The following is a 24,940-nucleotide window of genomic DNA, read 5'->3' on the forward strand; positions in this document are numbered from 1 at the left end:
GCCCTAGCAGCTTTGGCGCCGCATCCCTGCGATGTTGCAAGATCCCAACAGGGGTGCCTTAAACCAGCACTTTTCTGATGCCGACCATAGCCAGTCCCCGCGATTTTTGATGCAATAGCGTCAACTTCCCTTCGCGGAGTTAGGGGGGCGGCAGGCTGGTTTGCTGGATTGCTGCTCTTGTCACTCAAATCAACGGAGATTTCTTAAATGAAAAAGACTCTGCTCGCTGCCGCCCTGCTCGCCGGTTTCGCCGGTGTCGCCCAGGCAGAAACGTCTGTCACCCTGTACGGCATCATCGACACGGGCCTCGGCTACAACAAGATCAGCGGTGCTGCGAACGATGCCGTGAACGGCAGCCGTTTCGGCTTGATCAACGGCGTCCAGAACGGTTCGCGCTGGGGTCTGCGTGGCTCGGAAGACCTGGGTGACGGCCTGCGCGCTGTTTTCCAACTGGAATCGGGTTTCAACTCCAGTAACGGCAACTCCGCTCAAGGCGGCCGCCTGTTCGGTCGTCAAGCCACCGTCGGTCTGGCCAGCGACAGCTGGGGCCAACTGGACTTCGGTCGCCAAACCAACATCGCGTCGAAGTACTTCGGCTCGATCGATCCGTTCGGCGCTGGCTTCGGTCAAGCTAACATCGGCGTGGCTCTGAGCGCCGCCAACACGAACCGCTACGACAACATGGTCATGTATCAGACCCCGTCGTTCAGCGGCTTCCAGTTCGGCGTCGGCTACTCGTTCAACGTGAACGACACCAACGCTGCTCAAACCGGCTTCAAGACCGCCGACAACACCCGCGCCATCACGACCGGTCTGCGCTACGTCAACGGCCCCCTGAACGTCGCCCTGACGTACGACCAACTGAACGCCTCGAACAAGCTGTCGTCGGCTTCGGTTGACGCCACCCCGCGTCAGTACGCCATCGGCGGTTCGTACGACTTCGAAGTCGTGAAGCTGGCTTTGGCCTACGCTCGCACGACCGACGGCTGGTTCGCTGGCCAAGGCGTCGACACCAACCTGGGCAGCATCAACTTCGGCGCCAACGCCTTTGCTGATGGCTTCAAGGCCAACTCGTACATGGTCGGCCTGTCCGCCCCGATCGGCGGCGCAAGCAGCCTGTTCGGTTCGTGGCAAATGGTTGACCCCAGCAACAACAAGTTGACCGGCGGCGATGAGTCGACCCAAGTCTACTCGCTGGGCTACACCTACGACCTGTCCAAGCGCACCAACCTGTACGCCTACGGTTCGTACGCCAAGAACTACGCCTTCGTGGACGACCTGAAGTCGACCGCCGTCGGCGTCGGTATCCGCCACCGCTTCTAATCCAATGCAGGGCGCAAGCCCTGTCTGGATTCAAAGCGCAAGCGAACGAACGGGCTGCGGCTCGTTCGTATAAAGCCACCCTTCGGGGTGGCTTTTTTTCGTGCTTTTGTGTGTTTTTTATCGTCGCGCTGCGGCTTGTTGGCCAAGTCCTGTATGCTTCGGGTTCTGTCTCCGAAAACTGCGATTGTTCCATTTGAGGAATGCAGTCTTTCACCCGCTATTCAAGCTACAGAGTTCAGCCGGAAGTAACCGCGCGAATGCTACAATCCTAAGGTTTGCGCATTTGACGGACGCCTGAATGAACCTGCAACAGTATTTTCCCGTCCTGCTGTTTATCGTAGTGGCCACCCTTATCGGGTTCGCGCTTCTAACGGCCGGCTCCCTCCTTGGCCCGCGGCGTCCCTACGCTGAGAAGCTGTCGCCCTATGAGTGCGGCTTCGAAGCGTTTGAAGACGCTCGCATGAAGTTTGACGTGCGCTACTACCTGGTGGCGATTCTGTTCATTCTTTTCGACCTGGAAATCGCGTTCCTGTTCCCGTGGGCCATCGCCCAAGGCACAGTCGGGCTCGTCGGTTTCTGGACGGTCATGGTTTTCCTAGCCGTGTTGACCGTCGGCTTCATCTACGAATGGAAAAAGGGCGCGCTGGACTGGGAATAAGCCCCATCGGGTTTTTTTCACAGCTCGCTATCAGAGACGAATATGGCTATAGACGRCATTCTCAAGCAAGGGTTCATCACAACCAGCGCCGACAAGTTCCTTAATTGGGCGAAGACCGGCTCCATGTGGCCCATGACCTTCGGTCTGGCCTGTTGCGCGGTTGAGATGATGCACGCGGGCGCGGCCCGTTATGACCTGGACCAGTTCGGCATCATCTTCCGACCCAGTCCGCGTCAGTCCGATCTGATGATCGTCGCTGGCACGCTGTGCAACAAGATGGCGCCGGCGCTGCGCAAGGTCTACGACCAGATGCCCGAGCCGCGTTGGGTCGTTTCCATGGGCTCCTGTGCCAATGGCGGCGGCTACTACCACTACTCGTATTCGGTAGTTCGTGGCTGCGACCGCATCGTACCGGTAGACGTCTACGTGCCGGGCTGCCCGCCCACGGCCGAGGCGCTGGTCTACGGCTTGCTGCAAATGCAGAACAAGATCCGTCTGACCAACACGATTGCGCGCTGAGCGTTCGCCCGTCTGCGGCAGTCCTTGCCGCCGGCGCTCTCGAAACCAGCGTATCGGTTCACCTAAGCGTACAAGATGATGACCAGGCTCGAAACCCTGAAAAACAATTTGCAGACCACCCTCGGCGCGGATATCGCGCTGACCGAGGCGTTGGGCGAGCTGACGCTCGAAGTGCCCGCGCAGCAGTGGTTCTCCGTCTGCAACAAGCTGCGCACCGAAGCCGGTCTGCGCTTTGAAACCTGTATCGACCTCTGTGGCGTCGACTACCTGACCTGGGGCAACGGCACGCGCCAACTGCCCGAAGAGTCCAACGTCAAGGTGCACCGCGCGCGCTTCGCCGTCGTGATCCACCTGCTGTCGATCGAGAACAACTGGCGCCTGCGTGTCCGCACCTGGGCCGCCGACGACGAATTCCCGATCGTCGCGTCGCTGATGGAATGCTGGCCGGCTGTGGGCTGGTTCGAGCGCGAAGCGTTCGACCTGTACGGCATCGTCTTTGAAGGCCACCCCGACTTGCGCCGCATCCTGACCGACTACGGTTTCATCGGCCATCCGTTCCGCAAGGACTTCCCGCTGTCGGGCACCGTCGAAATGCGTTACGACCCCGAACAACGGCGCGTCATTTACCAGCCGGTCACGATCGATCCGCGCGAGATCACTCCGCGCGTGGTCCGCGAAGACTCCTACGGCTTGGGGCGTTAAATCATGGCAGAAATCAAGAACTACACGCTTAACTTCGGTCCTCAGCATCCGGCCGCGCACGGTGTGTTGCGCCTGGTGCTGGAGCTGGACGGCGAAGTCATCCAACGCGCCGACCCGCACATCGGCCTGTTGCACCGCGCCACCGAAAAGCTGGCCGAGCACAAGACCTACATCCAGGCGCTGCCCTACATGGACCGCCTGGACTACGTGTCCATGATGTGCAACGAGCACGCCTACGTCATGGCCATCGAAAAGCTGCTGGGCGTTGAAGCCCCGCTGCGCGCGCAGTACATCCGCGTGATGTTCGACGAAATCACGCGTCTGCTGAACCACCTGATGTCGCTGGGTTCGCACGCACTCGACGTGGGCGCCATGGCGGTGTTCCTGTACGCCTTCCGTGAACGCGAAGACCTGATGGACTGCTACGAAGCGGTCTCGGGCGCGCGCATGCACGCGGCCTACTACCGCCCGGGCGGCGTCTACCGTGACCTGCCGGACACGATGCCGCAGTACGGCGACACCAGCAAGTACCGCGGCGACAAAGAAATGCGCATCATGAATGACGCGCGTTCGGGCTCGCTGCTGGATTTCATCGAAGACTTCACCAACCGCTTCCCGGCCTGCGTCGACGAGTACGAAACGCTGCTCACCGACAACCGCATCTGGAAGCAGCGTCTGGTGGGCATCGGCGTGGTTGATCCTGACCGCGCCAAGGCGCTGGGTTTCACCGGCCCGATGCTGCGTGGCTCGGGCGTGGCCTGGGACTTGCGCAAGACGCAGCCCTACGAAGTCTACGACCTGCTCGATTTCGACATCCCCGTGGGTGTCAACGGCGACTGCTACGACCGCTACCTGGTCCGCATCGCCGAAATGCGTGAAAGTAATCGCATCATCCGCCAGTGCGTGGAATGGCTGCGCAACAACCCGGGTCCGGTCATGATCGAGAATCACAAGATCGCCCCGCCCAAGCGCACCGCCATGAAGACCAACATGGAAGAGCTGATTCATCACTTCAAGCTCTTCACCGAAGGTTTCCACGTGCCCCCGGGCGAGGCGTATGCCTCGGTGGAGCACCCCAAGGGCGAGTTCGGCATCTATCTGGTGTCGGACGGCGCCAACAAGCCTTACCGCCTGAAGATTCGGGCCCCCGGCTTTGTCCACCTGCAATCGCTGGATGAAATGTCGCGCGGTCACATGATCGCCGACGCCGTCACCATCATTGGTACGCAGGACATCGTTTTCGGCGAGATCGATCGCTGATCCGCCCAGACAGTCACGAGCACGCCCGCATAACCCGGATTCAAACTATGCTGCTTTCCGAACAGGCCTACCAGAAAATCGACCGAGAACTCGCGAAGTTCCCGGCCGACCAGCGGCAGTCCGCCATCATGGCCTCGCTTGCCATCGCGCAAGAAGAGAAGGGCTGGTTGGCTACCGAAACCATTGAAGATGTGGCCAATTACATTGGCGTCCCGCCCATTGCGGTGCAGGAAGTCGCCACGTTCTACAACATGTTCGACGTCAAGCCCGTCGGCAAGAACAAAATCGCCGTCTGCACGAACTTGCCCTGTGCTTTGCGCGATGGCGATCGTGCCGGCGAATACCTCAAGCGCAAGCTGGGTGTCGACTATCGTCAAACCACCGCCGACGGCCAGTTCACGCTGGTGGAAGGCGAATGCATGGGCGCTTGCGGCGATTCCCCCGTGCTGATCGTGAACAACAAGCATATGTGCGTGCGCATGACCGACGAGAAGCTGGACGCGCTGGTCGCGGCCCTCAAGGTGCAAGGAGAGTCGGCATGAACGCGCCCGACCTGTACAAGCAGTTCGCGCAGGGGCTCGACCCCAACCCGCTGAACGACGTGTCCAATTCGATGTGCCTGCACGGCCGCCACATCACGCCGCAGATCATGGCTGATGTCGACGGCGCCAACTGGCGCCTCGAAGAGTACGTCAAGCGCGGCGGCTACGAAGCCCTGAAGAAGATCCTGACCACCGGCATGAAGCCGGAAGACGTGATCGCCGAAGTCAAGGCGTCGGGTCTGCGCGGCCGTGGCGGCGCGGGCTTCCCGACCGGCCTGAAGTGGAGCTTCATGCCGCGCGCGTTCCCGGGCCAGAAGTACCTGGTCTGCAACTCGGACGAAGGCGAGCCCGGCACGTTCAAGGACCGCGACATCCTGCGCTTCAATCCGCACATCGTGATTGAAGGCATGGCGATCGCGGCCTACGCCATGGGCATCAGCGTCGGCTACAACTACATCCACGGCGAAATCTTCGAAGTGTATGAACGCTTCGAAGAAGCGTTGGAAGAAGCGCGCGCCGCAGGCTTCCTGGGCGACAAGATCCTGGGTTCGGACTACAGCTTCCAGCTGCACGCGTTCCACGGCTACGGCGCCTACATCTGTGGCGAAGAAACCGCGCTGCTGGAATCGCTGGAAGGCAAGAAGGGCCAACCGCGCTTCAAGCCGCCGTTCCCGGCCAGCTTTGGCCTGTACGGCAAGCCCACCACGATCAACAACACGGAAACGTTCGCGGCCGTGCCGTGGATCATCCGCAACGGCGGCCAGGCTTACCTGGAAGTCGGCAAGCCGAACAACGGCGGCACCAAGCTGTTCTCGATCACCGGCGACGTCGAACGCCCCGGCAACTACGAGATTCCGCTGGGCACCCCGTTCTCGACCCTGCTGGAACTGGCGGGCGGCATGCGCGGCGGCAAGAAACTGAAGGCCGTGATCCCTGGCGGGTCCAGCGCTCCGGTGCTGCCGGCCGACATCATCATGGAATGCACGATGGACTATGACTCCATCGCCAAGGCCGGCTCGATGCTCGGTTCTGGCGCGGTGATCGTCATGGACGAAACGCGCTGCATGGTGAAGTCGCTCTTGCGCCTGTCGTACTTCTATTTCGAGGAAAGCTGCGGCCAGTGCACGCCGTGCCGCGAAGGCACCGGCTGGCTCTACCGCATGGTGCATCGCATTGAAAACGGTCACGGCCGTCCGGAAGATCTGGACTTGCTGGACAACGTGGCAGGCAACATCATGGGCCGCACCATTTGCGCCCTGGGTGACGCCGCCGCCATGCCCGTCCGTGGCTTCCTCAAGCATTTTCGCGACGAATTCGCGCACCACATCGAGCATAAGTCTTGTGTGGTCCCGCAATATCTGTAGGTCTCAGGAACAGCAATGGTTGAACTAACCGTCGACGGCAATCAGGTCGAAGTGCCCGAAGGCAGCATGGTCATGCATGCCGCTCAGAAAGTCGGGCTTTACGTGCCGCATTTCTGCTACCACAAGAAACTGTCCATCGCGGCCAACTGCCGGATGTGCCTGGTTGAAGTGGAAAAAGCGCCCAAGGCGCTGCCCGCCTGCGCCACGCCCGTGACCAACGGCATGGTCGTCCACACCTGCTCTGAGAAGGCTCGCGCCGCTCAGAAGTCGGTGATGGAATTCTTGCTCATCAATCACCCCCTCGACTGCCCGATCTGCGATCAGGGCGGCGAATGCCAGCTGCAGGATCTGGCCGTGGGTTACGGTGGCTCTTCCTCGCGTTACCAAGAGGAAAAGCGCGTCGTCTTCCACAAGGATCTGGGCCCGCTGGTTTCCGCCGAGGAAATGAGCCGCTGCATCCACTGCACCCGCTGCGTGCGCTTCGGCCAGGAAATTGCCGGCGTCATGGAGCTCGGCATGCTGGGCCGTGGCGAACACTCCGAGATCACGACGTTTGTCGGCCGCTCGATCGAGTCCGAACTGTCGGGCAACATGATCGACATCTGTCCGGTGGGCGCGCTGACCTCCAAGCCCTTCCGCTACAGCGCCCGCACCTGGGAACTGGCCCGCCGCCGTTCGGTCAGCCCGCACGACAGCCTGGGCGCCAACCTGGTGGTCCAGGTCAAGGGCGACCGCGTCATGCGCGTGGTGCCGTTCGAAGACGAAGCCGTCAACGAATGCTGGATCAGCGACCGCGACCGCTTCTCGTACGAAGGCCTGAACAGCGACGACCGCCTGACCGCCCCGATGATCAAGGGCACCGACGGCAAGTGGCAGGAAGCCTCGTGGGCTGACGCGCTGCAAGCCGTGGCCCAAGGCCTGTCGCGCGTTCGCGACAGCTTCGGCGCTGGCCAGATCGGCGCGCTGGCGTCGGAATACGCCACCACCGAAGAATATGCGCTGCTGGGCCGCCTGGTCCGTGCGCTGGGTTCCGAGAACATCGACTTCCGCCTGCGCCAGACCGACCCGGCTTTCGATGCCGCGTTGACCGGTGCGCCGTGGCTGGGCATGCCCATCGCTGAACTCGACAACCTGGACCGCGTCCTGGTCGTCGGCTCGTTCCTGCGCAAGGATCACCCGCTGATGGCGCAACGTCTGCGTCAAGCCGCCAAGCGCGGCACGCAGATCCTGATGGTCGACAGCGCCGCTGACGATCCTCTGATGCCCATCGCCGCCCGCATCACCGTGGCGCCGTCTGAGCTGCCGCGCGCGCTGGCCGAAGTGGCCGTCGCCCTGGCGCAAGCCAAGGAACAGGCCGTGCCGGCCGAATTCGCTTCGGTCACCCCGGGTGAAAACGCCAAGATCATCGCAGCCAGCCTGGCTTCCGGCGCCAACACCGCCGTGCTGCTGGGTAACCTGGCCGTGGCCAGCGCCCAAGCCTCGACGCTGGCCGCCAACGGCCGCGCCGTGGCGAACCTGGCCGGTGGCAAGTTCGGCTTCCTGACTTCCGGCGGCAACACCGTCGGCGGTTATCTGGCTGGCGCCGTTCCGGGCAAGGGCGGCAAAACCGCCGCGGCCATGCTGGCCGAGCCGCTGAAGGCCTACATCGTGCTGCACGCCGAGCCGCTGCTGGATGCCGACAACGGCCAGCAAGCCATCGCCGCGCTGCGTGGCGCGCAATTCGCCGTGGCCCTGACGCCTTACCGTTCGGCCGCCGCCGAATGGGCCGACGTCATGCTGCCGGTGTCGCCGTTCACTGAAACCTCCGGCACCTTCGTCAACGCGCAAGGCCTGGCCCAGAGCTTCAAGGGTACGGTCACGCCGTTGGGTCAGACGCGTCCGGGCTGGAAGGTCCTGCGCGTGCTGGGCAACGTCCTGCATTTGGCCGGCTTTGACGATGAAACGTCGGAATCCGTCCGCGACGCCGCGCTGGCGGGTGGCATCGAAGGCCGCCTGTCCAACGACGTCAAGGCGCCGTTGGGTCTGGGTCAAGCCGCAACGGGCCTGGAACGCGTGGCCGACGTGCCGATCTACCGCACCGACGCCATGGTTCGCCGTTCCGAGCCGCTGCAAGCCTCCCCGGCCTCGAAGAAGCCCGCCGCCGCCATGAACGGCCTTACGCTCACCAGCCTTGGCCTGACGGCCGGCGTCAAGGTGCGCGTGACGGGTGCTGAAGGCGCCGTCGAGCTCGAAACCGTGCAGGATGATGCCGTGGCCGATCGCGCCGTGCGCATTTCCGCAGCCTTTGAAAACACCGCAGCCCTGGGTGGCGCATTCGGTCAACTCAGCGTGGAGCGTGCCTGATGGAATGGCTTAATGTTCTTGAGAGCCACGGGCAGGCATTGCTGGGCCCGACGGTCTGGATGGTCCTCTGGACCCTCATCAAGATTGTGATCATCGCCGTGCCGATCATTCTGTGCGTTGCGTACCTGACGTACTGGGAACGCAAGATGATTGGCGCCATGCACGTGCGCGTCGGTCCGAACCGTGTCGGTTTCAAGGGGCTGTTGCAGCCGTTTGCCGACGTGTTCAAGCTGCTGACGAAGGAAGTCATCGTTCCCAGCGAAGCCAACAAGGTGCTGTTCGTCGTGGCCCCCGTGGTCACGCTGATGCCCGCGCTGGCCGCCTGGGCCGTGGTTCCCTTCGGTCCTGATGTCGTGCTGGCCAACGTCAACGCCGGCCTGCTGTACATCATGGCCATCACGTCGATCGGCGTGTATGGCGTGATCGTGGCGGGCTGGGCGTCGAACTCCAAGTACGCGTTCCTGGGCGCGCTGCGCGCTTCGGCACAGATGCTGTCCTACGAACTGGCCATCGGCTTCGTGCTCGTCACGGTGCTGCTGGTGTCGGGCAGCCTGAACATGTCCGAGATCGTCAACGTCCAGAACCGCGGCTGGTTTGCCGACAAGGGCCTGACGTTCATGTCCTGGAACTGGCTGCCGCTGTTGCCGCTGTTCGTGATCTACGTCGTGGCGATCGTGGCGGAAACCAACCGCCACCCGTTCGACGTCGTCGAAGGCGAATCGGAAATCGTGGCCGGCCACATGGTCGAGTACTCGGGTATGGCTTTCGCCCTGTTCTTCCTGGGTGAATACGCCAACATGATCTTGCTGTCCTGCATGGCGTCGATCATGTTCCTGGGCGGCTGGGCTTCCCCGATCGACATCGCGCCGCTGACCTGGATTCCGGGTTGGATCTGGCTGGGTCTGAAGACGTTCGTTGTGGTCTCGTTGTTTGTGTGGTTCCGCGCATCGTTCCCGCGCTACCGCTATGACCAGATCATGCGTTTGGGTTGGAAAATCTTCATCCCACTGACCGGCGTTTGGCTGGTCGTGGTGGCGATCTGGATGCAGACGCCCTGGAACATTTGGCGCTAAGCCGCCAGGCAGAGGCAGGATATGGAAGCGATCAAAGATTTCTTCGGCAGCCTGATGCTGACCGAGTTGCTCAAGGGCATGCGCCTGACGGGCAAGTACTTTTTCAAGCGCAAGGTCACCTTGCGCTATCCGCAGGAAAAGACGCCCACGTCGGCGCGATTCCGCGGCCTGCACGCATTGCGCCGCTACCCCAACGGGGAAGAGCGTTGCATCGCGTGCAAGCTGTGTGAAGCCGTGTGCCCGGCCTTGGCGATCACCATCGAATCGGACCAGCGTGAGGACGGCACCCGCCGCACCACGCGTTACGACATCGATCTGACCAAGTGCATTTTCTGCGGCTTCTGTGAGGAAAGCTGCCCCGTGGACTCGATCGTGGAAACCCATATCCACGAATACCACGGTGAAAAGCGCGGCGACCTGTATTTCACCAAAGACATGCTGCTCGCCGTGGGCGACCGCTACGAAGCCGACATCGCCCGCCGCCGGGCCGACGACGCTCCTTACCGTTGAAGCCCAGGGTCTGATCCATGACTTTTACCACTGTCCTTTTCTACATACTGGCCGCCGTGCTGGTGATCGCGGCGTTCCGCGTGATCACCGCGCGCAGTCCGGTCACCGCTGTTCTGCACTTGATCCTGGCATTCTCCAACGCAGCCATGCTGTGGATGCTGCTGGGCGCTGAGTTCCTGGCGTTGCTGCTGGTGCTGGTGTACGTGGGCGCCGTGATGGTGCTCTTCCTTTTCGTCGTGATGATGCTGGACATCCGCATGGACACCATGCGCCAGGGCATGAAGACCTACCTGCCGCTCGGCCTGGTGATCGGTCTGGTGCTGGTGCTGGAAATGTCGTTCGTGCTGGGTTCCACCTGGTACGGTTCGGGTCCGCAAGCCCCGGTTGCTGGCGACTACAACAACGCCCGCGCACTCGGCGAAGTCATGTACACGCAGTACGTCTACGCCATTGAAGTGGGCGCTGCGCTGCTGCTGGTGGGCATGGTCGCCGCGATTGCGCTGACGCTGCGCCGCCGCCGCGACGTGAAGTACAACGACCCGGTTGCCGCCGTTCGCGTCCGTTCGAAGGACCGCTTCCGCATGGTGAACATGCCCGCCCAGAGCGAGCGCGCCCAAGCCAAGCGTGACGCTTCGTCCGGCGCCGCCGCCGCGCCCCAAGGAGAAAAACAATGACGCTGACGCTGGCTCACTATCTGATCCTAGGAGCGATCCTGTTCGCCATCGGGATCTTCGGCATCTTCCTGAACCGCCGCAACCTGATCATTCTCTTGATGTCCATCGAGCTCGTGCTCCTGGCCGTCAACATGAACTTCGTGGCGTTCTCCAGCTGGTTCGGCGATACCGCCGGCCAGGTGTTCGTGTTCTTCATCCTGACCGTGGCCGCCGCTGAAGCGGCGATCGGCCTGGCCATCCTGGTGCTGCTGTTCCGCAACCTGAACACGATCAACGTTGACGAACTCGATCGCCTGAAGGGCTGACGGGGTATTGGAAGAAAATGTCTAGCTCACCCAATCTCTACTTGCTCATCGCGCTGGCACCGCTGGCCGGAGCAATTCTCGCGGGCCTTTTCGGCACCGGGTTCCTGGGCCGTCCTATCGGCCGCCGCGCGTCCCACGTCATCACGATCCTGGGCGTGCTCATCTCCGCCATCGGTTCGGTGGTGGTGCTGGGCGACGTGCTGAACGGCCTGCGCTTTGACGGCGCGGTCTACACCTGGAGCCTCATCGGCCAGACCAAGCTGGAAATCGGCTTCCTGATCGATCCGCTGTCGGCCATGATGATGGTCGTGGTGACGTCCGTGTCGCTGATGGTGCACATCTACACCATCGGCTACATGGCGGATGACCCCGGCTACCAGCGCTTCTTCTCGTACATCTCGCTGTTCACGTTCTCCATGCTGATGCTGGTGATGTCGAACAACATGGTGCAGCTGTTCTTCGGCTGGGAAGCGGTGGGTCTGGTGTCGTACCTGCTGATCGGTTTCTGGTACACCCGCCCGACGGCGATCTTCGCCAACATGAAGGCATTCCTGATCAACCGCGTCGGTGACTTCGGCTTCGTGCTGGGTATTGGCCTGTTGTTCGCGTACGCCGGCACGATGCACTACGGCGAAGTCTTCGCCCAAGCCGACAAGCTGGCCGCGATGACCCTGCCGGGCTCTGACTGGATGCTGCTGACGGTGGCGTGTATCTGCCTGTTCATCGGCGCCATGGGCAAATCGGCCCAGGTTCCGCTGCACGCCTGGCTGCCTGACTCGATGGAAGGCCCGACCCCGATCTCTGCGCTGATCCACGCCGCCACCATGGTGACGGCCGGTATCTTCATGGTTGCCCGCTTCTCGCCGCTGTTCGAACTGTCGGACGTGGCGCTGTCGTTCATCATCGTGATCGGTGCCATCGGCGCGCTGTTCCTGGGCATCCTGGGCATCATCCAGACGGACATCAAGCGCGTTGTCGCGTACTCCACGCTGTCGCAGCTGGGCTACATGACCGTCGCGCTGGGCGCTTCCGCCTACTCGGTGGCCATTTTCCACCTGATGACCCACGCGTTCTTCAAGGCGCTGCTGTTCCTGGGCGCGGGTTCGGTCATCATCGGCATGCACCACGACCAGGACATCCGCAACATGGGCGGCCTGCGCAAGTACATGCCCATCACCTGGATCACCTTCCTGTTGGGCACGCTGGCGCTGGTTGGCACGCCGTTCTTCTCGGGTTTCTACTCGAAGGAAAACATCATCGAAGCCGCCGGCCACGCTAACGTCTGGGGCGCAAGCTTCGCGTACTACGCCGTGCTGATCGGTGTGTTCGTGACGTCGCTGTACTCGTTCCGCGTGTACTTCCTGGTCTTCCACGGCAAGGAACGCTTTGACACCAGCGACCATGGTCACGGCCATGGTCACGACGATCATGCCCATGACGACCACGGTCACGGTCACGATGATCACGGCCACGGCCATCATGGCGGCAAGCCGCATGAGTCGCCCTGGGTGGTGACGCTGCCGCTGATCCTGCTGGCGATTCCGTCGGTGCTGGTTGGCGCCTGGGCGGTTGACCCGATGCTGTTCGGCAAGTTCTTCAACGGCGTGATCACGGTGCTGCCGCAGCATCCGGCCATGCACGAGCTGCAAGAAGAGTGGCACGGCTGGGTCGCCTATGGCCTGCATGCCTTCCAGACCCTGCCGTTCTGGCTGGTTGTGGCGGGTTTCGTTATCGCCTGGTACTGCTACCTGATCAATCCCAAGGTTCCGGCCGCGATCAAGTCCAGCCTGTCTGGCGTGAACAAGGTGCTTGAGAACAAGTACTACGTGGATTGGGTCAACGAGCAGATCATCGCTCGCGGCCTGCGCGCCCTGGGCCGTGGCCTGTGGAATACCGGCGACCGCGGCATCATCGATGGCCTGCTGGTCAACGGTAGCGCCCGCGTGGTGGGCTGGGTGGCTGCGGTCAGCCGCCACCTGCAGTCCGGCTTCATCTATCACTACGCGTTCGCGATGATCATCGGCATCATGGCGCTGGTGACTTTCTTTGTGCTGATTCCCCAATGATGGCAAGCGAGATGGCATCCAACACTTTCCCCTGGCTCACGCTTGCGATCTTTGTCCCGATCGTATTCGGCCTGCTGGTGCTGGCGGTGGGCCGTGACGATCGTCGCGGCCTGACGCGCGGCCTGTCGCTCGTCGGCGCCGTCGCCGGTTTCCTCGTCACGATTCCGCTGTACACCGGTTTTGACAACACCACGGCCGCCATGCAGTTCGTGGAGAAGACTTCCTGGATTGAAGCCTTCAACGTCAATTACCACCTGGGCATCGACGGCATTTCGCTGTGGTTCGTCCTCCTGACCGCGTTCATCACCATCATCGTGGTGCTGGCCGGCTGGGAAGTCATCACCAGCCGCGTGGCGCAATACATGGCCGCCTTCCTGATCCTGTCGGGTCTGATGGTGGGCGTGTTCGCCGCGCTGGACGGCATGCTGTTCTACGTGTTCTTCGAAGCGACGCTGATCCCGATGTACATCATCATCGGGGCGTGGGGCGGCGATAACCGTATCTACGCGGCATTCAAGTTCTTCCTGTACACGCTGATGGGTTCCTTGTTGACCCTGGTCGCGTTCATCTACCTGTGGCACGCATCGGGTGGTTCGTTCGACATCCTGACCTGGCACAAGGTCAAGCTGGGCCAGACCGAGCAGATCCTGATCTTTGTGGCGCTGCTGGCGGCTTTTGCGGTGAAGGTGCCGATGTGGCCGGTTCACACGTGGTTGCCGGACGTTCACGTTGAAGCGCCCACGGGCGGCTCCATCGTGCTGGCTGCGATCATGCTGAAGCTGGGCGCCTATGGTTTCCTGCGCTTCTCGCTGCCGATCACGCCGGACGCTTCGCACAGCCTGGCTGGCCTGATGATCACGCTGTCGCTCATCGCGGTGATCTACATCGGCCTGGTGGCGATCATCCAGGAAGACATGAAGAAGCTGGTGGCTTATTCGTCCGTGGCCCACATGGGTTTCGTGACGCTGGGCTTCTTCATCTTCAACACGGCCGGCGTCGAAGGCGCCATCGTGCAGATGATCTCCCACGGCTTCGTGTCGGGCGCCATGTTCATGTGTATCGGCGTGCTCTATGACCGCATGCACTCGCGCCGCATCGCCGATTACGGTGGTGTGGTCAACGTGATGCCGCGCTTTGCGACCTTCTTCATCCTGTTCTCGATGGCCAACAGCGGCCTGCCGGCCACCAGCGGTTTCGTCGGCGAGTTCATGGTGATCATGGGCGCCGTCGAGCACAACTTCTGGATCGGCCTGTTGGCGGCTACCGCCCTGATCCTGGGTGCTTCGTATTCGCTGTGGATGGTCAAGCGTGTGGTCCTGGGCGACATCGCCAATGACCACGTCCGCGAGCTGACCGATATCAACCGCCGCGAATTTGTGATTCTTGGCGTGATGGCGATCGCCGTGTTGTACATGGGGATCTATCCCAAGCCCTTCACCGACGTGATGCACGTGTCGGTAGAGGCCCTGCTGCAACACGTTGCCGTCTCGAAACTGTAAGACAAGACAATGATGCAATCCCAAATCGATTTCGCCCTGGCGACACCGGAAATCCTTCTGCTGGTTTCCGGCCTGGCTATCCTGCTCGTCGACGCGGTCAGCAATCACCCCGAGCGCAAGCCGACGTTCCTGCTGACCATGCTGGTGTTGGGCGTGCTGACCGTCGTGTCGGCCGTGCAATGGAAGAACGGCGTTGCGGGCGCGACCTTCAACGGCCTGTACGTCACCGACGAACTGTCGCACCTGCTGAAGATCGCCTCCTACATCGCGGTGGGCGCCACGCTCGTTTACGGCCGCGTTTATGCGCAAGTCCGTGACATGCTCAAGGGCGGCGAACTCTACGTCCTGACGCTGTTCGCGCTGCTGGGCCAGATGGTCATGATTTCCTCCGGGAACCTGATCTCCATCTACCTGGGCCTGGAACTGATGTCGCTGGCGCTGTACGCGCTGATCGCATTGCGCCGTGATGACGTCGTCGCCACCGAAGCCGCCATGAAGTACTTCGTGCTGGGCGCGTTGGCGTCGGGCTTCCTGCTGTACGGCATGTCGATGGTTTACGGCGCTACGGGTCACCTGGACCTGGCTGAAGTGTCTAAGGTCATCGCCGCTGGCAAGGCCGAGAAGATGGCGCTGGTGTTCGGCATCGTGTTCCTGGTGTCGGGCCTGGCGTTCAAGCTGGGCGCCGTGCCGTTCCACATGTGGGTGCCGGACGTCTACCAGGGGTCGCCGACTGCGGTCACGCTGATCCTGGGCGGTGCGCCCAAGCTGGCGGCCTTCGCCATCACGCTGCGTCTGCTGGTGGACGGCCTGCATGGTCTGGCCGCCGACTGGCAGCCGATGCTGATGATCCTGGCCGTGCTGTCGTTGGCCATCGGTAACCTGACCGCCATCGCGCAAACCAACTTCAAGCGCATGCTGGCTTACTCGACCATCTCGCACATGGGCTTCGTGCTCTTGGGCCTGATGTCGGGTTCGGTCGCGGGCAAGCCGGAACTGTCGTCCGCCGCCTATGGCGCGTCGCTGTTCTACATGCTGACCTACGTGCTGACCACGCTGGCAAGCTTCGGCATCATCCTGCTGCTGTCGCGCCAAGGTTTCGAGTGCGAGCACATCGACGACCTGAAGGGCCTGAACCGCCGCAGCCCGTGGCATGCCGCCATCGTGCTGCTGCTGATGTTCTCGCTGGCCGGCATTCCGCCGCTGGTGGGCTTCTACGCCAAGCTGGCCGTGTTGCAAGCGCTGATCAGCGCGGGCCACGTGACGCTGGCCGTGGTGGCAGTGCTGTTCTCGCTGATCGGCGCGTTCTACTACCTGCGTGTCGTCAAGGTCGTGTACTTCGACGAGCCGGCTGCCAATGCCGCCCCGATCGTCGCCACCTGCGGTCAACGCGGCCTGCTGTCGATCAACGGCGCCATGATGCTGGTGCTGGGCCTGTTGCCCGGTGGCTTGATGGCACTGTGCGTACAGGCGATTCGTTCGTCGCTGAGCCTGTAAGCGGAACACAGCCATGAACCAGACGCTGGCGGTATGGCTGTTGATTGCGCTGGCTTTGGTCAGCGCAAACCTCCCGTTCCTGACGGAGCGGGTGTTCGCCGTATTGCCCTGGAAGCAGGGCGGGGCGGAAGCGGTCAAACCGTTCTGGATGCGTCTGGTTGAAGTGCTGGTGTTCTACGCCATCGTTGGCGCGCTGGGCTTTGCGTTTGAATCCACGCTGGGAAATCGCTTTTCCCAGACCTGGGAGTTCTACGCCATCACCTTGAGCTTGTTCCTGGTGTTGGCGTATCCCGGCTTTGTGTACCGCTATCTGTTCAAACGCCACCCACGCTTGCGCGCCTGAAGGCCCGCCAACGCGTCAAACGCCCCGTCTGGGGCGTTTTTCTTTTTGGGCCGTGGAAAGTGATGCGCCGGACCTCGCCCTGCGTAGCGGGGGATTCAAGTGGCTTTCCGAGGCGTCCCTGATTGGCTGCATTAACGAAGGCGCGACCCCGGGTGGCAATGTATCCGGCACCATTAAATATCGACATAAGCCGCTATATATAACGATCGTCGCCGATCAAGTGTTGTTTTTTCATCTTTTCAACGCGTTGATTGCTTTCATTCAGGTTTCATTCAGCGGCCAGGATCAAAATCGCAACCGGTAAAAAAACAAGAATCGTTGCTATTTACGTTCTGGAGAAGCTGGTTTGAAGCCCCAAGATTCGTATTCCCTGAATACGCTCACTACCTCGCTGGCCGCTGCCATCGCCGCGCCCGCTCTGTTCATCAGCCCCTACGCTGCCGCCCAAACCGCTGACGCCGGCGTGACGCAACTGTCGCCGGTTCGCGTGGAAGGCGAAGGCTCGGCCTACCAGACCACGACCGTTCCGTCGCCGAAGATGACGGCGCCGCTGTTGGATACGCCGCGCACCGTGCAGGTGGTGCCTAAGCAGGTGATCCAGGATCAGGCGGCATCGACTTTGCAGGACGTGCTGCGTAACTCGCCGGGCATTACGTTCGGTGCGGGCGAAGGCGGCCGCCCGGGCGGCGACTTGCCGATCATTCGTGGCCAGAACTCGGCGGGCAGCTTGTTCCTGGACGGCATTCGCGACTCCAGCACGCAAGTGCGCGACACCTTCAACCTTGAGCAGGTGGAAGTGATCAAGGGGCCGGATTCGGTCTATGCCGGCCGCGGCGGCGCGGGCGGCAGCATCAATATGATCAGCAAGACGCCCAAGGCGACGGACTTCACCGAAGCCACCGCGCAGATCGGTACGGACAACAACTACCGCGCCACGATCGACAGCAACTGGCGCCTGGACGAAAAGGCGGCATTCCGCTTGAACGTCATGGGCAACAAGGGTGATGTGGCTGGCCGCGACAACGCCGTGGATTTTGAACGTTGGGGCGTGGCGCCGTCGTTGATGCTGGGCGTGGGTACGCCGACCCGCATCACGCTCAGCTACTACCACTACCAAGACGACAGCATGCCGGATTACTCCATCCCGTATGACCTGAAGACGGGCCAGCCGGTGACGGAAACGATGGGCGTCAGCCGCAAGACGTTCTACGGCCTGACGGGCCGCGACTTCATGAAGACGCGTGATGATGTTGCCACCGTCGACTTCCAGCACGACTTCTCAGACAAGCTGCAACTGCGCAACGTGACCCGCTACGGCCGTGGCACGACGGACTTCGCCGCGACCAACCCGGACGATAGCAAGGGCAACGTGGCCAACGGCCTGGTGTACCGCGCGTTGAAGTCGGGCTACTACGTGACCAAGAGCTTCGCGAATCAGACCGATCTGACGGGCGAGTTCGACACCGGCAGCCTGAAGCACACGTTCGATCTGGGCTTCGAATACAGCAACATCAAGCAGAACAAAGACGGCTACACCGAAACCGGCGTGCCCTCGGGCGGCAGCAATTGCGTGACCGCCACGACGAATGGCCGCAACACCTACGCCAACCCGGCGTTGTGCGCCTCGTTGTGGAACCCGGACCCCGGCACCGACTACCCCGGCACCCTGCAACGCAATAACAACCCGGCGCGCTACAACACCGACACGGTGGCGGTCTACGGCTTTGACACCATCAAGTTCAACGAACAATGGCAAGCCAGCGTTGGCGCCCGTTGGGACAACTATCGCACCAGCGGCAGCAACATCGCCGCTGGCCGCAGCGATCCGGCAGGCACGCCCTCGTTCTACAGCACCAGCCGCGAAGACAGCCTGTTCAACTACCAGTTGGGCCTGGCCTACAAGCCGCTGCCCAATGGCACGATCTACGCTACCTACGGCACGTCGTCCACGCCGTCGGCCATCGCCGCAGGCGCGATCAGCGACGCGACATCGCTGTCCACCTCGTCGCTTGCGCCTGAAAAGAGCCGCACGGTGGAAGTGGGCACCAAGTGGCAGGTCTTCGAAGACCGGCTGACGCTGTCCGCCGCAGCGTTCCACGACACGCGCAAGAACACCAGCGTGGCCGTGTCCGCCACCGAAGTGGCGCAAGTGGGCGAGGCCAAGGTGCGCGGCATCGAACTGGGCTTCTCGGGCAGCATCACGCCCAAGTGGAACGTGTTCGGCGGCTACACCTTCATGGACAGCGAAATGACCAAGGGCGCCTACAACAGCGGCGCCGTCGGCCAGGACCTGCCCAATACCCCGCGTAACGCCTTCAGCCTGTGGACCACCTACAAGGTGCTGCCCAAGCTGACGGTGGGCGGCGGCGCTTACTACGTCGACAAGGTGTACGGCAATTCAGACGCCACGAAAAACGCCGACGGTACGCCCAAGGCGCGCTGGGTGCCGTCGTACTGGCGCTTTGACGCCATGGCGGCCTACGAATTCAACGACCACTTCTCGGCACAGTTGAACGTGCTGAACCTGTTCGACGAAACGTACTACACGAAGGCCTACGCCGCGCACTACGCGGCGCTGGGCACCGGACGCGCGGCATTGCTGTCGCTGAAGGTCCGGTATTGATCTGAAGCGGGAATGAAAAAGCCACCTGAGCAAGGTGGCTTTTTTTTGCTCGCGGGAAACGCGATCGGCAGATCAGCTTTCGAACCAGTTCAGCACGCCGTCCAAGCCCGTCACGTTCAGCGCGAAACGTGTCTGTTCCCGTACCAGCGGCTTGGCGTGATACGCCACCGGGAAGCCCGCGGCGCCCAGCATCAGCAAGTCGTTTGCGCCGTCGCCCATGGCGATGATCTGTTCCTTCGTGGCGCCGTGCGTGCGGGCGAATTCTCGTAGGTAGACCGCCTTGGCTTGCGCGTCGAGAATGTCGCCGACGACGTTGCCGGTCAACAGGCCGTTGTCGATTTCCAGCGTGTTGGCGTGCGCGCTGTCCAGATTCAGGCGTTCGCGCAGACGGTCCGTGAAGAAGGTGAAGCCGCCGGAGACCAGCAGCACCTTGATGCCGGCGGCCTGGGCCGTGCTGATCAAACGTTCTGCGCCGGGGTTCAGGCGCAGCTTTTCCACATAGACCTGTTCCAGCGCTTCGGCCGGGACGCCCTTGAGCAGGGCCACGCGGCGGCGCAGGCTTTCGGCGAAGTCTTTGATTTCGCCGCGCATGGCGGCTTCGGTGATCTCGGACACTTTGTCTTTGACGCCCACCACGCCCGCGATTTCATCGATGCACTCGATGTTGATCAGCGTGGAATCCATGTCCATCGCCAGGACCTTGCAGTCAGACAGCTTCAGGCCGGCGGGCACGAAGGCCACGTCGACGCCATTGTTGTTGGCCCAGGCCACGACTTCGGCTTGCGTCAAGGCGTCGTGCTGCACGTCGAGCAGGCGCGCGGCGGTGTTGCTGATGCGCGCCACGCCCTGGGCCTGAGCCAGCGCGGCCAGCTGCTCGGCCTGTTCGATGCGCAGGCCGGGAGATTGAACGACAAGGTGATGGGTAGTCATAAGCAGTAGAAGAGTGGCTTGGATTACTTCAGAGCGCGCAGCACGGCGCGCACGGCGTCAGCGCGGGCGGGAATTTGCGCCGCCTTGATCTCAACCCGCAATTTATCCTGTCCGGCCAGTTTGATGTTGCGCTGGCGCTGCACGAGTTCGATGATCTTGGCCGGGTCGACCGAGGTCTTTGCCCCGAACTGCATCAAGGCCTGCGTTTCGCTGGCGTCGATCTTCACGATGCCCAGCGGCTGGGCGGCCAGGCGCAGGCGGTGCGTGGTCAGCAGTGTCTGCGCGGCTTCGGGCAGCTTGCCGAAGCGGTCGATCAGTTCTTCCTGGATGTGGATCAGATCATCTTCGTCGGCGGCGTGGGCCAGGCGTTTGTAGATACCCAGGCGCGCATGCACGTCGGCGCAATAGTCCGACGGCAGCAGCGCGGGCGCGTGCAGATTGACTTCGCAGGCCAGGTTGAAAGGCGCGTCCAGGTCGGGTTCTTCGCCGGCGCGCAGCGCGCGCACCGCTTCGTTGAGCATCTCGTTGTACATCGAGAAACCCACTTCCTGGATGTTGCCCGACTGCGAATCGCCCAGCACTTCACCCGTGCCGCGAATTTCCAGGTCGTGCATGGCCAGGTAGAAACCGGAACCCAGTTCCTCCATGGCCTGAATCGCTTCCAGGCGCTTCTTCGCGTTGGTGGTGATGGCGTCTTCGCCCGGCGTCAGCAGGTAGGCGTAGGCCTGGTGGTGCGAACGCCCGACGCGGCCGCGCAGCTGGTGCAGCTGCGCCAGCCCGAAGCGGTCGGCGCGGTGGATCACGATCGTGTTGGCGCTGGGCACGTCAATGCCCGTCTCGATGATGGTGGTGCACAGCAGCACGTTATAGCGCTGCTGATAGAAGCCCTTCATCACCTGTTCCAGCTCGCGCTCGGGCATCTGGCCGTGAGCGACCGCGATGCGGGCTTCGGGCACCAGCTCTTCCAGCCGCGCGCGACGGTTGTGGATGGTCTCGACTTCGTTGTGCAGGAAGTAGCACTGCCCGCCGCGCTTGAGTTCGCGCAGCAGGGCTTCGCGCAGCGTGCTGCCGTCTTCGCGGCGCACGAAGGTTTTGATGGCCAGGCGCTTCTGCGGCGCAGTGGCGATCACGGAGAAGTCGCGTATGCCTTCCAGCGACATGCCCAGCGTGCGTGGAATGGGCGTGGCGGTCAGCGTCAGCACGTCGACCTCGGCGCGCAGCGACTTCAGCGCTTCCTTCTGGCGCACGCCGAAGCGGTGTTCTTCGTCGATGATGACCAGTCCCAGACGTTTGAATTTCACATCTTTGGACAGAATCTTGTGCGTGCCGATGACAATATCCACGCGGCCGTCATTGATGCCTTCGATGGCGGCGGCGACTTCCTTGGCCGAACGGAAGCGCGACAGCTCCACGACTCGCACGGGCCAGTCGGCGAAGCGGTCGGAGAAGGTCTGGGCGTGTTGTTCGGCCAGCAGCGTAGTAGGGCAGAGCAGGGCGACCTGTTTGCCGTTGGCCACCGCCAGGAAGGCGGCGCGCAGCGCGACTTCGGTTTTGCCGAAACCCACATCGCCGCAGACCAGGCGGTCCATCGGACGGCCGGAGGTCATGTCGGCAAGCACGGCTTCAATGGCGGCGGCCTGGTCGGCCGTTTCTTCAAAGCCGAAGCCTTCGGCAAACGCCTGGTAGTCGTTCAGCGGCAGATTGAAGGCAAAACCTTCACGCGCGGCGCGTTGCGCATACAAGGCCAAGAGTTCGGCGGCGGTGTCACGCACCTGTTTGGCGGCCTTGCGGCGGGCCTTGTCCCATTGGCCGGAACCCAGCTGGTGCAGCGGCGCGGCTTCCGGATCGGCGCCGCTGTAGCGGGCGATCACGTGCAGCTGCGACACCGGCACATACAGCGTGCTGCCGTTGGCGTATTCAAGATGAAGAAACTCCATCTCGCCTTCGCCCATGTCCATGTTGACCAGGCCGTGATAGCGGCCGATGCCGTGCTGCGCATGGACGACGGGGTCGCCCGCGCGCAGTTCGGACAGGTCGCGCACCATGGCCTCGACGTTGCTCGCGCGTTCCTGGTCGCGCTTGCCGCGCCGGCCGGTGGTGGCCAGGCCCGGGTACAAGTCGTTTTCGGTCAGGAAGGCCAGGTTGGCCTGGGGCAGCCCGAAGCCGGTCGTCAGCGGCGCGGCGACGATGCCGAAATTGGCATCCGACGCGAGGAACGCTTCGATGGTGTCCGGCTGCGCATCCGGCGTGACGCCATATTCATTCAGCATCTGCACCAGGGTTTCGCGGCGGCCGGCGGAGTCCGCGCAAAGCAGCACGCGGGTCTGGCGCGTTTGCACCAGCGCGCGCAGCTTGGCGATCGGGTCGTCGGAACGGCGCGCGATGCTGACGTCCGGCACGGCGCGGAAATCAGGATGCGGCTCGCCTGCCGACAGCGACAGGCGGCGGAATTCCTTGAGCCGGGTGTAGAGCGTTTCGCTGTCCAGGAATAGGGCGGACGGGGGCAGCACGGGGCGTTCGCGGTCGCTCTTCAGGAAGCTGTAGCGGCTGGTCGTGTCCTGATTGAAGCGCTGGATGGCGTCGTCGATGTCGCCAACCGTGACGGTGACCGTGCCCGCCGTCAGATAGTCAAACAAGGTCGCCGTCTCTTCAAAGAAGAGCGGCAGGTAGTACTCGACGCCAGCAAACGGGATGCCGTTGCCGATGTCTTTATAGGGCAGGGCGCGCGAGGGGTCGCCTTCGAAGATTTCACGGAAACGCGCGCGAAAGCGCGTGCGCGAGTCCTCGTCCATCGGGAATTCGCGGCCCGGCAGCAACTGGACTTCGCGCACCGGGTACAGGCTGCGCTGCGTGTCCACGTCAAAGCTGCGGATGGTTTCGATCTCGTCGTCGAACAGGTCCAGCCGGTAGGGCACGACCGAGCCCATCGGGAACAGGTCGATCAGCCCGCCGCGCAGGCAGAATTCGCCGGGCGCGGTCACCTGCGTGACGTGGTTGTAGTTGGCCAGCGTCAGCTGCGCGCGCAGGGCGGCTTCATTCAGCTTGTCTTTTTGCTTGAACGAAAACGTGTAGGCCGCCAGGAACGAAGGCGGCGCCAGCCGGTAGAGCGCGGTGGTGATCGGCACCGTCAGCACGTCCACCGTCTTCATCATCAGCGAATGCAGCGTGTGCAGACGCTCCGAGATCAAGTCCTGGTGCGGCGAGAACGCGTCGTAGGGCAGCGTTTCCCAGTCAGGCAGCTGGCGCACACGCAGGTCCGGGGCGAATAGCTGAATTTCTTCTGCCAGGCGCTGGGCCTCGAGCGGTTCGGCCGTCAGGATGACCAGCGGCGCGGACGCCTGCCTGGCCAGATCCGCCAGCAGCCAAGCGTCTCCCGAGCCCGGCGGACGGGGTTGCGCATAGCGCGCGCCGGGTTTCAGCGCGGACAGAGTCGGGGCGGTCGCGGGGACCGGCGGCGCGGCGGTGATAGGAGAAGTGAGGGTGGGCATCAGGGTGGAAGCAGGCATCAAGCGGAAGATTATAAAATCACCGCACCATGTCTGACTCAATCATTGCAATCGTTCCCGCGGCGGGCGTCGGCGCCCGCGCCAGCCATCCCGGCGCGGAGCCCGTGCCGAAACAATATCGTCCATTGGCCGGACAGCCCATGTTGCGCCACGCGGTACAGGCGTTGCTGGCCGACGACCGTGTTTCCCAGGTGCGCGTGGCCGTGACGCCGGGCGACGGCTGGGTGGATGCGGCGCTGGCCGGCCTGCCGCGCACGGTGTGGCGGGCCTGCGGCGGGGCGACTCGCGCGGATACCGTCGAAGGCGCCTTGGCCGACAGCGGCGTGGCGGATGACGTTTGGGTGCTGGTCCATGATGCGGCGCGCCCCGGTTTGCCCGCGGCCGCGCTGCGCCGCCTGATCGACGCCTGCCTGGCGGACCCCGTGGGCGGCTTGCTGGCGCTGCCGGTTGCCGACACCGTCAAAGGCGGCCACGACCGGGTCGAGCGCACGCTGGATCGCAATGGCTTGTGGCTGGCGCAAACGCCGCAGATGTTTCGGGCCGGCGTGCTGCGCGATGCGCTGACGGCGGCCTCCGTAAATGGCGTGACCGTCACTGACGAGGCCTCGGCCCTGGAAGCGGCCGGGTATGCGCCATTGCTGGTTCCCGGCGCCTTGCGCAATTTCAAGGTGACGTGGCCGGATGATTTCGAACTGATGGAAAAATGGTTATGAGCATTCCTTTTCGCGTCGGGCAGGGCTTTGACGTACACGCCTTGGTCGAAGGCCGCCCGCTGATTATCGGCGGCGTCACGATTCCCCACACGCATGGCTTGCTGGGGCATTCCGACGCGGACGTGCTGCTGCATGCGATCACCGACGCCCTGTTGGGCGCCGCAGGGCTGGGTGATATCGGCCGCCATTTCCCGGATACGGACCCGGCCTTCAAGGGCGCCGACAGCCGCGTGCTGCTGCGCGAAGCCATGGCGCGCGTGCGCAAGGCAGGTTGGACGCCGGTGAACATCGACGCCACGATTCACGCGCAAGCGCCCAAGATCGGCCCGCATGCGCCGGCCATGGTGGCGAACATCGCCGCTGACCTCGGCTTGGCAGAGACCGAGATCAACATCAAGGCCAAGACGAACGAAGGCTTGGGGTATCTGGGCCGCAAGGAAGGCATTGCGGCCACGGTCGTAGCGCTACTGGCTCGCACGTAAACCTGACCACG

At 62.7% G+C, this 24,940-nt stretch carries 21 protein-coding genes; 19 read left to right on the forward strand and 2 right to left on the reverse strand.

Annotated elements, in window-relative coordinates; genetic code table 11:
* Nucleotides 1-207: 207 nt before the first annotated feature.
* The 17 genes from AC1DB0_RS04845 to AC1DB0_RS04925 all read left to right on the forward strand — a co-directional run bounded on the left by AC1DB0_RS04845 (nucleotide 208) and on the right by AC1DB0_RS04925 (nucleotide 19,298).
* The gene (locus AC1DB0_RS04845; protein WP_476757722.1) at nucleotides 208-1,323 is read left to right on the forward strand and encodes a porin; all 1,116 of its coding nucleotides are present in this window, start codon (nucleotides 208-210) and stop codon (nucleotides 1,321-1,323) included.
* A 298-nt stretch (nucleotides 1,324-1,621) separates the two neighbouring features.
* The gene (locus AC1DB0_RS04850; RefSeq protein ID WP_006217959.1) at nucleotides 1,622-1,981 is read left to right on the forward strand and encodes an NADH-quinone oxidoreductase subunit A; all 360 of its coding nucleotides are present in this window, start codon (nucleotides 1,622-1,624) and stop codon (nucleotides 1,979-1,981) included.
* A gap of 42 nt (nucleotides 1,982-2,023) precedes the next feature.
* Entirely contained in the window at nucleotides 2,024-2,500 is a 477-nt protein-coding gene (locus tag AC1DB0_RS04855) for a NuoB/complex I 20 kDa subunit family protein (protein WP_476758614.1), read from the forward strand.
* 75 nt (nucleotides 2,501-2,575) lie between these two features.
* Nucleotides 2,576-3,202, forward strand: a complete 627-nt coding sequence (locus AC1DB0_RS04860; RefSeq protein ID WP_054424158.1) for an NADH-quinone oxidoreductase subunit C — start codon at nucleotides 2,576-2,578, stop codon at nucleotides 3,200-3,202.
* A gap of 3 nt (nucleotides 3,203-3,205) precedes the next feature.
* Entirely contained in the window at nucleotides 3,206-4,462 is a 1,257-nt protein-coding gene (locus AC1DB0_RS04865) for an NADH-quinone oxidoreductase subunit D (RefSeq protein WP_006217962.1), read from the forward strand.
* Nucleotides 4,463-4,509: 47 nt separating this feature from the next.
* Nucleotides 4,510-5,004 carry an NADH-quinone oxidoreductase subunit NuoE gene (gene nuoE, locus AC1DB0_RS04870; protein WP_006217963.1) on the forward strand — a complete coding sequence of 165 codons (495 nt, stop codon included), beginning with the start codon at nucleotides 4,510-4,512 and terminating at the stop codon, nucleotides 5,002-5,004.
* Nucleotides 5,001-6,368: an NADH-quinone oxidoreductase subunit NuoF gene (gene nuoF, locus AC1DB0_RS04875; RefSeq protein ID WP_054424156.1), complete on the forward strand. Its 1,368-nt coding sequence runs from the start codon at nucleotides 5,001-5,003 to the stop codon at nucleotides 6,366-6,368. Before nuoE ends, nuoF begins: the two co-directional genes overlap by 4 nt.
* Nucleotides 6,369-6,383: 15 nt before the next feature.
* On the forward strand, nucleotides 6,384-8,711 hold the full coding sequence (gene nuoG / locus AC1DB0_RS04880) for an NADH-quinone oxidoreductase subunit NuoG (protein ID WP_476757720.1): 2,328 nt from the start codon (nucleotides 6,384-6,386) through the stop codon (nucleotides 8,709-8,711).
* Nucleotides 8,711-9,784: an NADH-quinone oxidoreductase subunit NuoH gene (nuoH, locus tag AC1DB0_RS04885; RefSeq protein ID WP_054424153.1), complete on the forward strand. Its 1,074-nt coding sequence runs from the start codon at nucleotides 8,711-8,713 to the stop codon at nucleotides 9,782-9,784. The genes nuoG and nuoH overlap by 1 nt, the downstream gene beginning before the upstream one ends.
* 21 nt (nucleotides 9,785-9,805) lie before the next feature.
* Nucleotides 9,806-10,294 (forward strand): NADH-quinone oxidoreductase subunit NuoI, encoded by a 489-nt coding sequence (gene nuoI, locus AC1DB0_RS04890; protein ID WP_006217967.1) that lies wholly within the window; start codon nucleotides 9,806-9,808, stop codon nucleotides 10,292-10,294.
* A gap of 17 nt (nucleotides 10,295-10,311) precedes the next feature.
* Nucleotides 10,312-10,968, forward strand: a complete 657-nt coding sequence (locus AC1DB0_RS04895) for an NADH-quinone oxidoreductase subunit J (RefSeq protein WP_100857380.1) — start codon at nucleotides 10,312-10,314, stop codon at nucleotides 10,966-10,968.
* Nucleotides 10,965-11,273 carry an NADH-quinone oxidoreductase subunit NuoK gene (nuoK, locus tag AC1DB0_RS04900; protein ID WP_006217969.1) on the forward strand — a complete coding sequence of 103 codons (309 nt, stop codon included), beginning with the start codon at nucleotides 10,965-10,967 and terminating at the stop codon, nucleotides 11,271-11,273. Before AC1DB0_RS04895 ends, nuoK begins: the two co-directional genes overlap by 4 nt.
* Before the next feature lie 17 nt (nucleotides 11,274-11,290).
* On the forward strand, nucleotides 11,291-13,339 hold the full coding sequence (gene nuoL / locus AC1DB0_RS04905; protein WP_342066157.1) for an NADH-quinone oxidoreductase subunit L: 2,049 nt from the start codon (nucleotides 11,291-11,293) through the stop codon (nucleotides 13,337-13,339).
* Nucleotides 13,336-14,838, forward strand: coding sequence for an NADH-quinone oxidoreductase subunit M (locus AC1DB0_RS04910; RefSeq protein WP_054424147.1), 1,503 nt, complete (start codon nucleotides 13,336-13,338; stop codon nucleotides 14,836-14,838). The genes nuoL and AC1DB0_RS04910 overlap by 4 nt, the downstream gene beginning before the upstream one ends.
* Before the next feature lie 9 nt (nucleotides 14,839-14,847).
* Nucleotides 14,848-16,332, forward strand: coding sequence for an NADH-quinone oxidoreductase subunit NuoN (gene nuoN, locus AC1DB0_RS04915; RefSeq protein WP_054424145.1), 1,485 nt, complete (start codon nucleotides 14,848-14,850; stop codon nucleotides 16,330-16,332).
* 13 nt (nucleotides 16,333-16,345) lie between these two features.
* Nucleotides 16,346-16,675, forward strand: a complete 330-nt coding sequence (locus AC1DB0_RS04920; RefSeq protein WP_054424143.1) for a DUF2818 family protein — start codon at nucleotides 16,346-16,348, stop codon at nucleotides 16,673-16,675.
* A 346-nt stretch (nucleotides 16,676-17,021) separates the two neighbouring features.
* Nucleotides 17,022-19,298, forward strand: coding sequence for a TonB-dependent receptor (locus AC1DB0_RS04925; protein ID WP_476757717.1), 2,277 nt, complete (start codon nucleotides 17,022-17,024; stop codon nucleotides 19,296-19,298).
* 72 nt (nucleotides 19,299-19,370) lie between these two features.
* On the opposite strand, the gene serB is transcribed toward AC1DB0_RS04925, so the two are convergent.
* Both serB and mfd read right to left on the reverse strand, forming a co-directional pair.
* On the reverse strand, nucleotides 19,371-20,228 hold the full coding sequence (serB, locus tag AC1DB0_RS04930) for a phosphoserine phosphatase SerB (protein ID WP_054424138.1): 858 nt from the start codon (nucleotides 20,226-20,228) through the stop codon (nucleotides 19,371-19,373).
* A 23-nt stretch (nucleotides 20,229-20,251) separates the two neighbouring features.
* A complete protein-coding gene (mfd, locus tag AC1DB0_RS04935) occupies nucleotides 20,252-23,716 on the reverse strand; it encodes a transcription-repair coupling factor (protein WP_476757716.1) in 3,465 nt (1,154 codons plus the stop codon).
* 47 nt (nucleotides 23,717-23,763) lie between these two features.
* Here mfd and ispD point away from each other — a divergent pair, with 47 nt between their 5' ends.
* Both ispD and ispF read left to right on the forward strand, forming a co-directional pair.
* Nucleotides 23,764-24,447 (forward strand): 2-C-methyl-D-erythritol 4-phosphate cytidylyltransferase, encoded by a 684-nt coding sequence (gene ispD, locus AC1DB0_RS04940; protein WP_054424136.1) that lies wholly within the window; start codon nucleotides 23,764-23,766, stop codon nucleotides 24,445-24,447.
* On the forward strand, nucleotides 24,444-24,929 hold the full coding sequence (ispF, locus tag AC1DB0_RS04945; protein WP_342066161.1) for a 2-C-methyl-D-erythritol 2,4-cyclodiphosphate synthase: 486 nt from the start codon (nucleotides 24,444-24,446) through the stop codon (nucleotides 24,927-24,929). Before ispD ends, ispF begins: the two co-directional genes overlap by 4 nt.
* The last annotated feature ends 11 nt before the right edge of the window (nucleotides 24,930-24,940 follow it).

The sequence above is a fragment of the Achromobacter sp. 10T422 genome (assembly GCF_056394065.1).

Excerpts from the sequence above, each read along its gene's own strand:
- nuoE (WP_006217963.1), top strand. The coding sequence starts at position 4,510 with ATGCTGCTTTCCGAACAGGCCTACCAGAAAATCGACCGAGAACTCGCG.
- AC1DB0_RS04850 (WP_006217959.1), top strand. The coding sequence starts at position 1,622 with ATGAACCTGCAACAGTATTTTCCCGTCCTGCTGTTTATCGTAGTGGCC.
- nuoI (WP_006217967.1), top strand. The coding sequence starts at position 9,806 with ATGGAAGCGATCAAAGATTTCTTCGGCAGCCTGATGCTGACCGAGTTG.
- nuoH (WP_054424153.1), top strand. The coding sequence starts at position 8,711 with ATGGAATGGCTTAATGTTCTTGAGAGCCACGGGCAGGCATTGCTGGGC.
- serB (WP_054424138.1), bottom strand. The coding sequence starts at position 20,228 with ATGACTACCCATCACCTTGTCGTTCAATCTCCCGGCCTGCGCATCGAA.
- ispD (WP_054424136.1), top strand. The coding sequence starts at position 23,764 with ATGTCTGACTCAATCATTGCAATCGTTCCCGCGGCGGGCGTCGGCGCC.
- nuoN (WP_054424145.1), top strand. The coding sequence starts at position 14,848 with ATGATGCAATCCCAAATCGATTTCGCCCTGGCGACACCGGAAATCCTT.
- ispF (WP_342066161.1), top strand. The coding sequence starts at position 24,444 with ATGAGCATTCCTTTTCGCGTCGGGCAGGGCTTTGACGTACACGCCTTG.
- nuoF (WP_054424156.1), top strand. The coding sequence starts at position 5,001 with ATGAACGCGCCCGACCTGTACAAGCAGTTCGCGCAGGGGCTCGACCCC.
- mfd (WP_476757716.1), bottom strand. The coding sequence starts at position 23,716 with ATGCCCACCCTCACTTCTCCTATCACCGCCGCGCCGCCGGTCCCCGCG.
- AC1DB0_RS04895 (WP_100857380.1), top strand. The coding sequence starts at position 10,312 with ATGACTTTTACCACTGTCCTTTTCTACATACTGGCCGCCGTGCTGGTG.
- nuoG (WP_476757720.1), top strand. The coding sequence starts at position 6,384 with ATGGTTGAACTAACCGTCGACGGCAATCAGGTCGAAGTGCCCGAAGGC.
- nuoK (WP_006217969.1), top strand. The coding sequence starts at position 10,965 with ATGACGCTGACGCTGGCTCACTATCTGATCCTAGGAGCGATCCTGTTC.
- AC1DB0_RS04845 (WP_476757722.1), top strand. The coding sequence starts at position 208 with ATGAAAAAGACTCTGCTCGCTGCCGCCCTGCTCGCCGGTTTCGCCGGT.
- nuoL (WP_342066157.1), top strand. The coding sequence starts at position 11,291 with ATGTCTAGCTCACCCAATCTCTACTTGCTCATCGCGCTGGCACCGCTG.
- AC1DB0_RS04865 (WP_006217962.1), top strand. The coding sequence starts at position 3,206 with ATGGCAGAAATCAAGAACTACACGCTTAACTTCGGTCCTCAGCATCCG.
- AC1DB0_RS04910 (WP_054424147.1), top strand. The coding sequence starts at position 13,336 with ATGATGGCAAGCGAGATGGCATCCAACACTTTCCCCTGGCTCACGCTT.
- AC1DB0_RS04860 (WP_054424158.1), top strand. The coding sequence starts at position 2,576 with ATGATGACCAGGCTCGAAACCCTGAAAAACAATTTGCAGACCACCCTC.
- AC1DB0_RS04920 (WP_054424143.1), top strand. The coding sequence starts at position 16,346 with ATGAACCAGACGCTGGCGGTATGGCTGTTGATTGCGCTGGCTTTGGTC.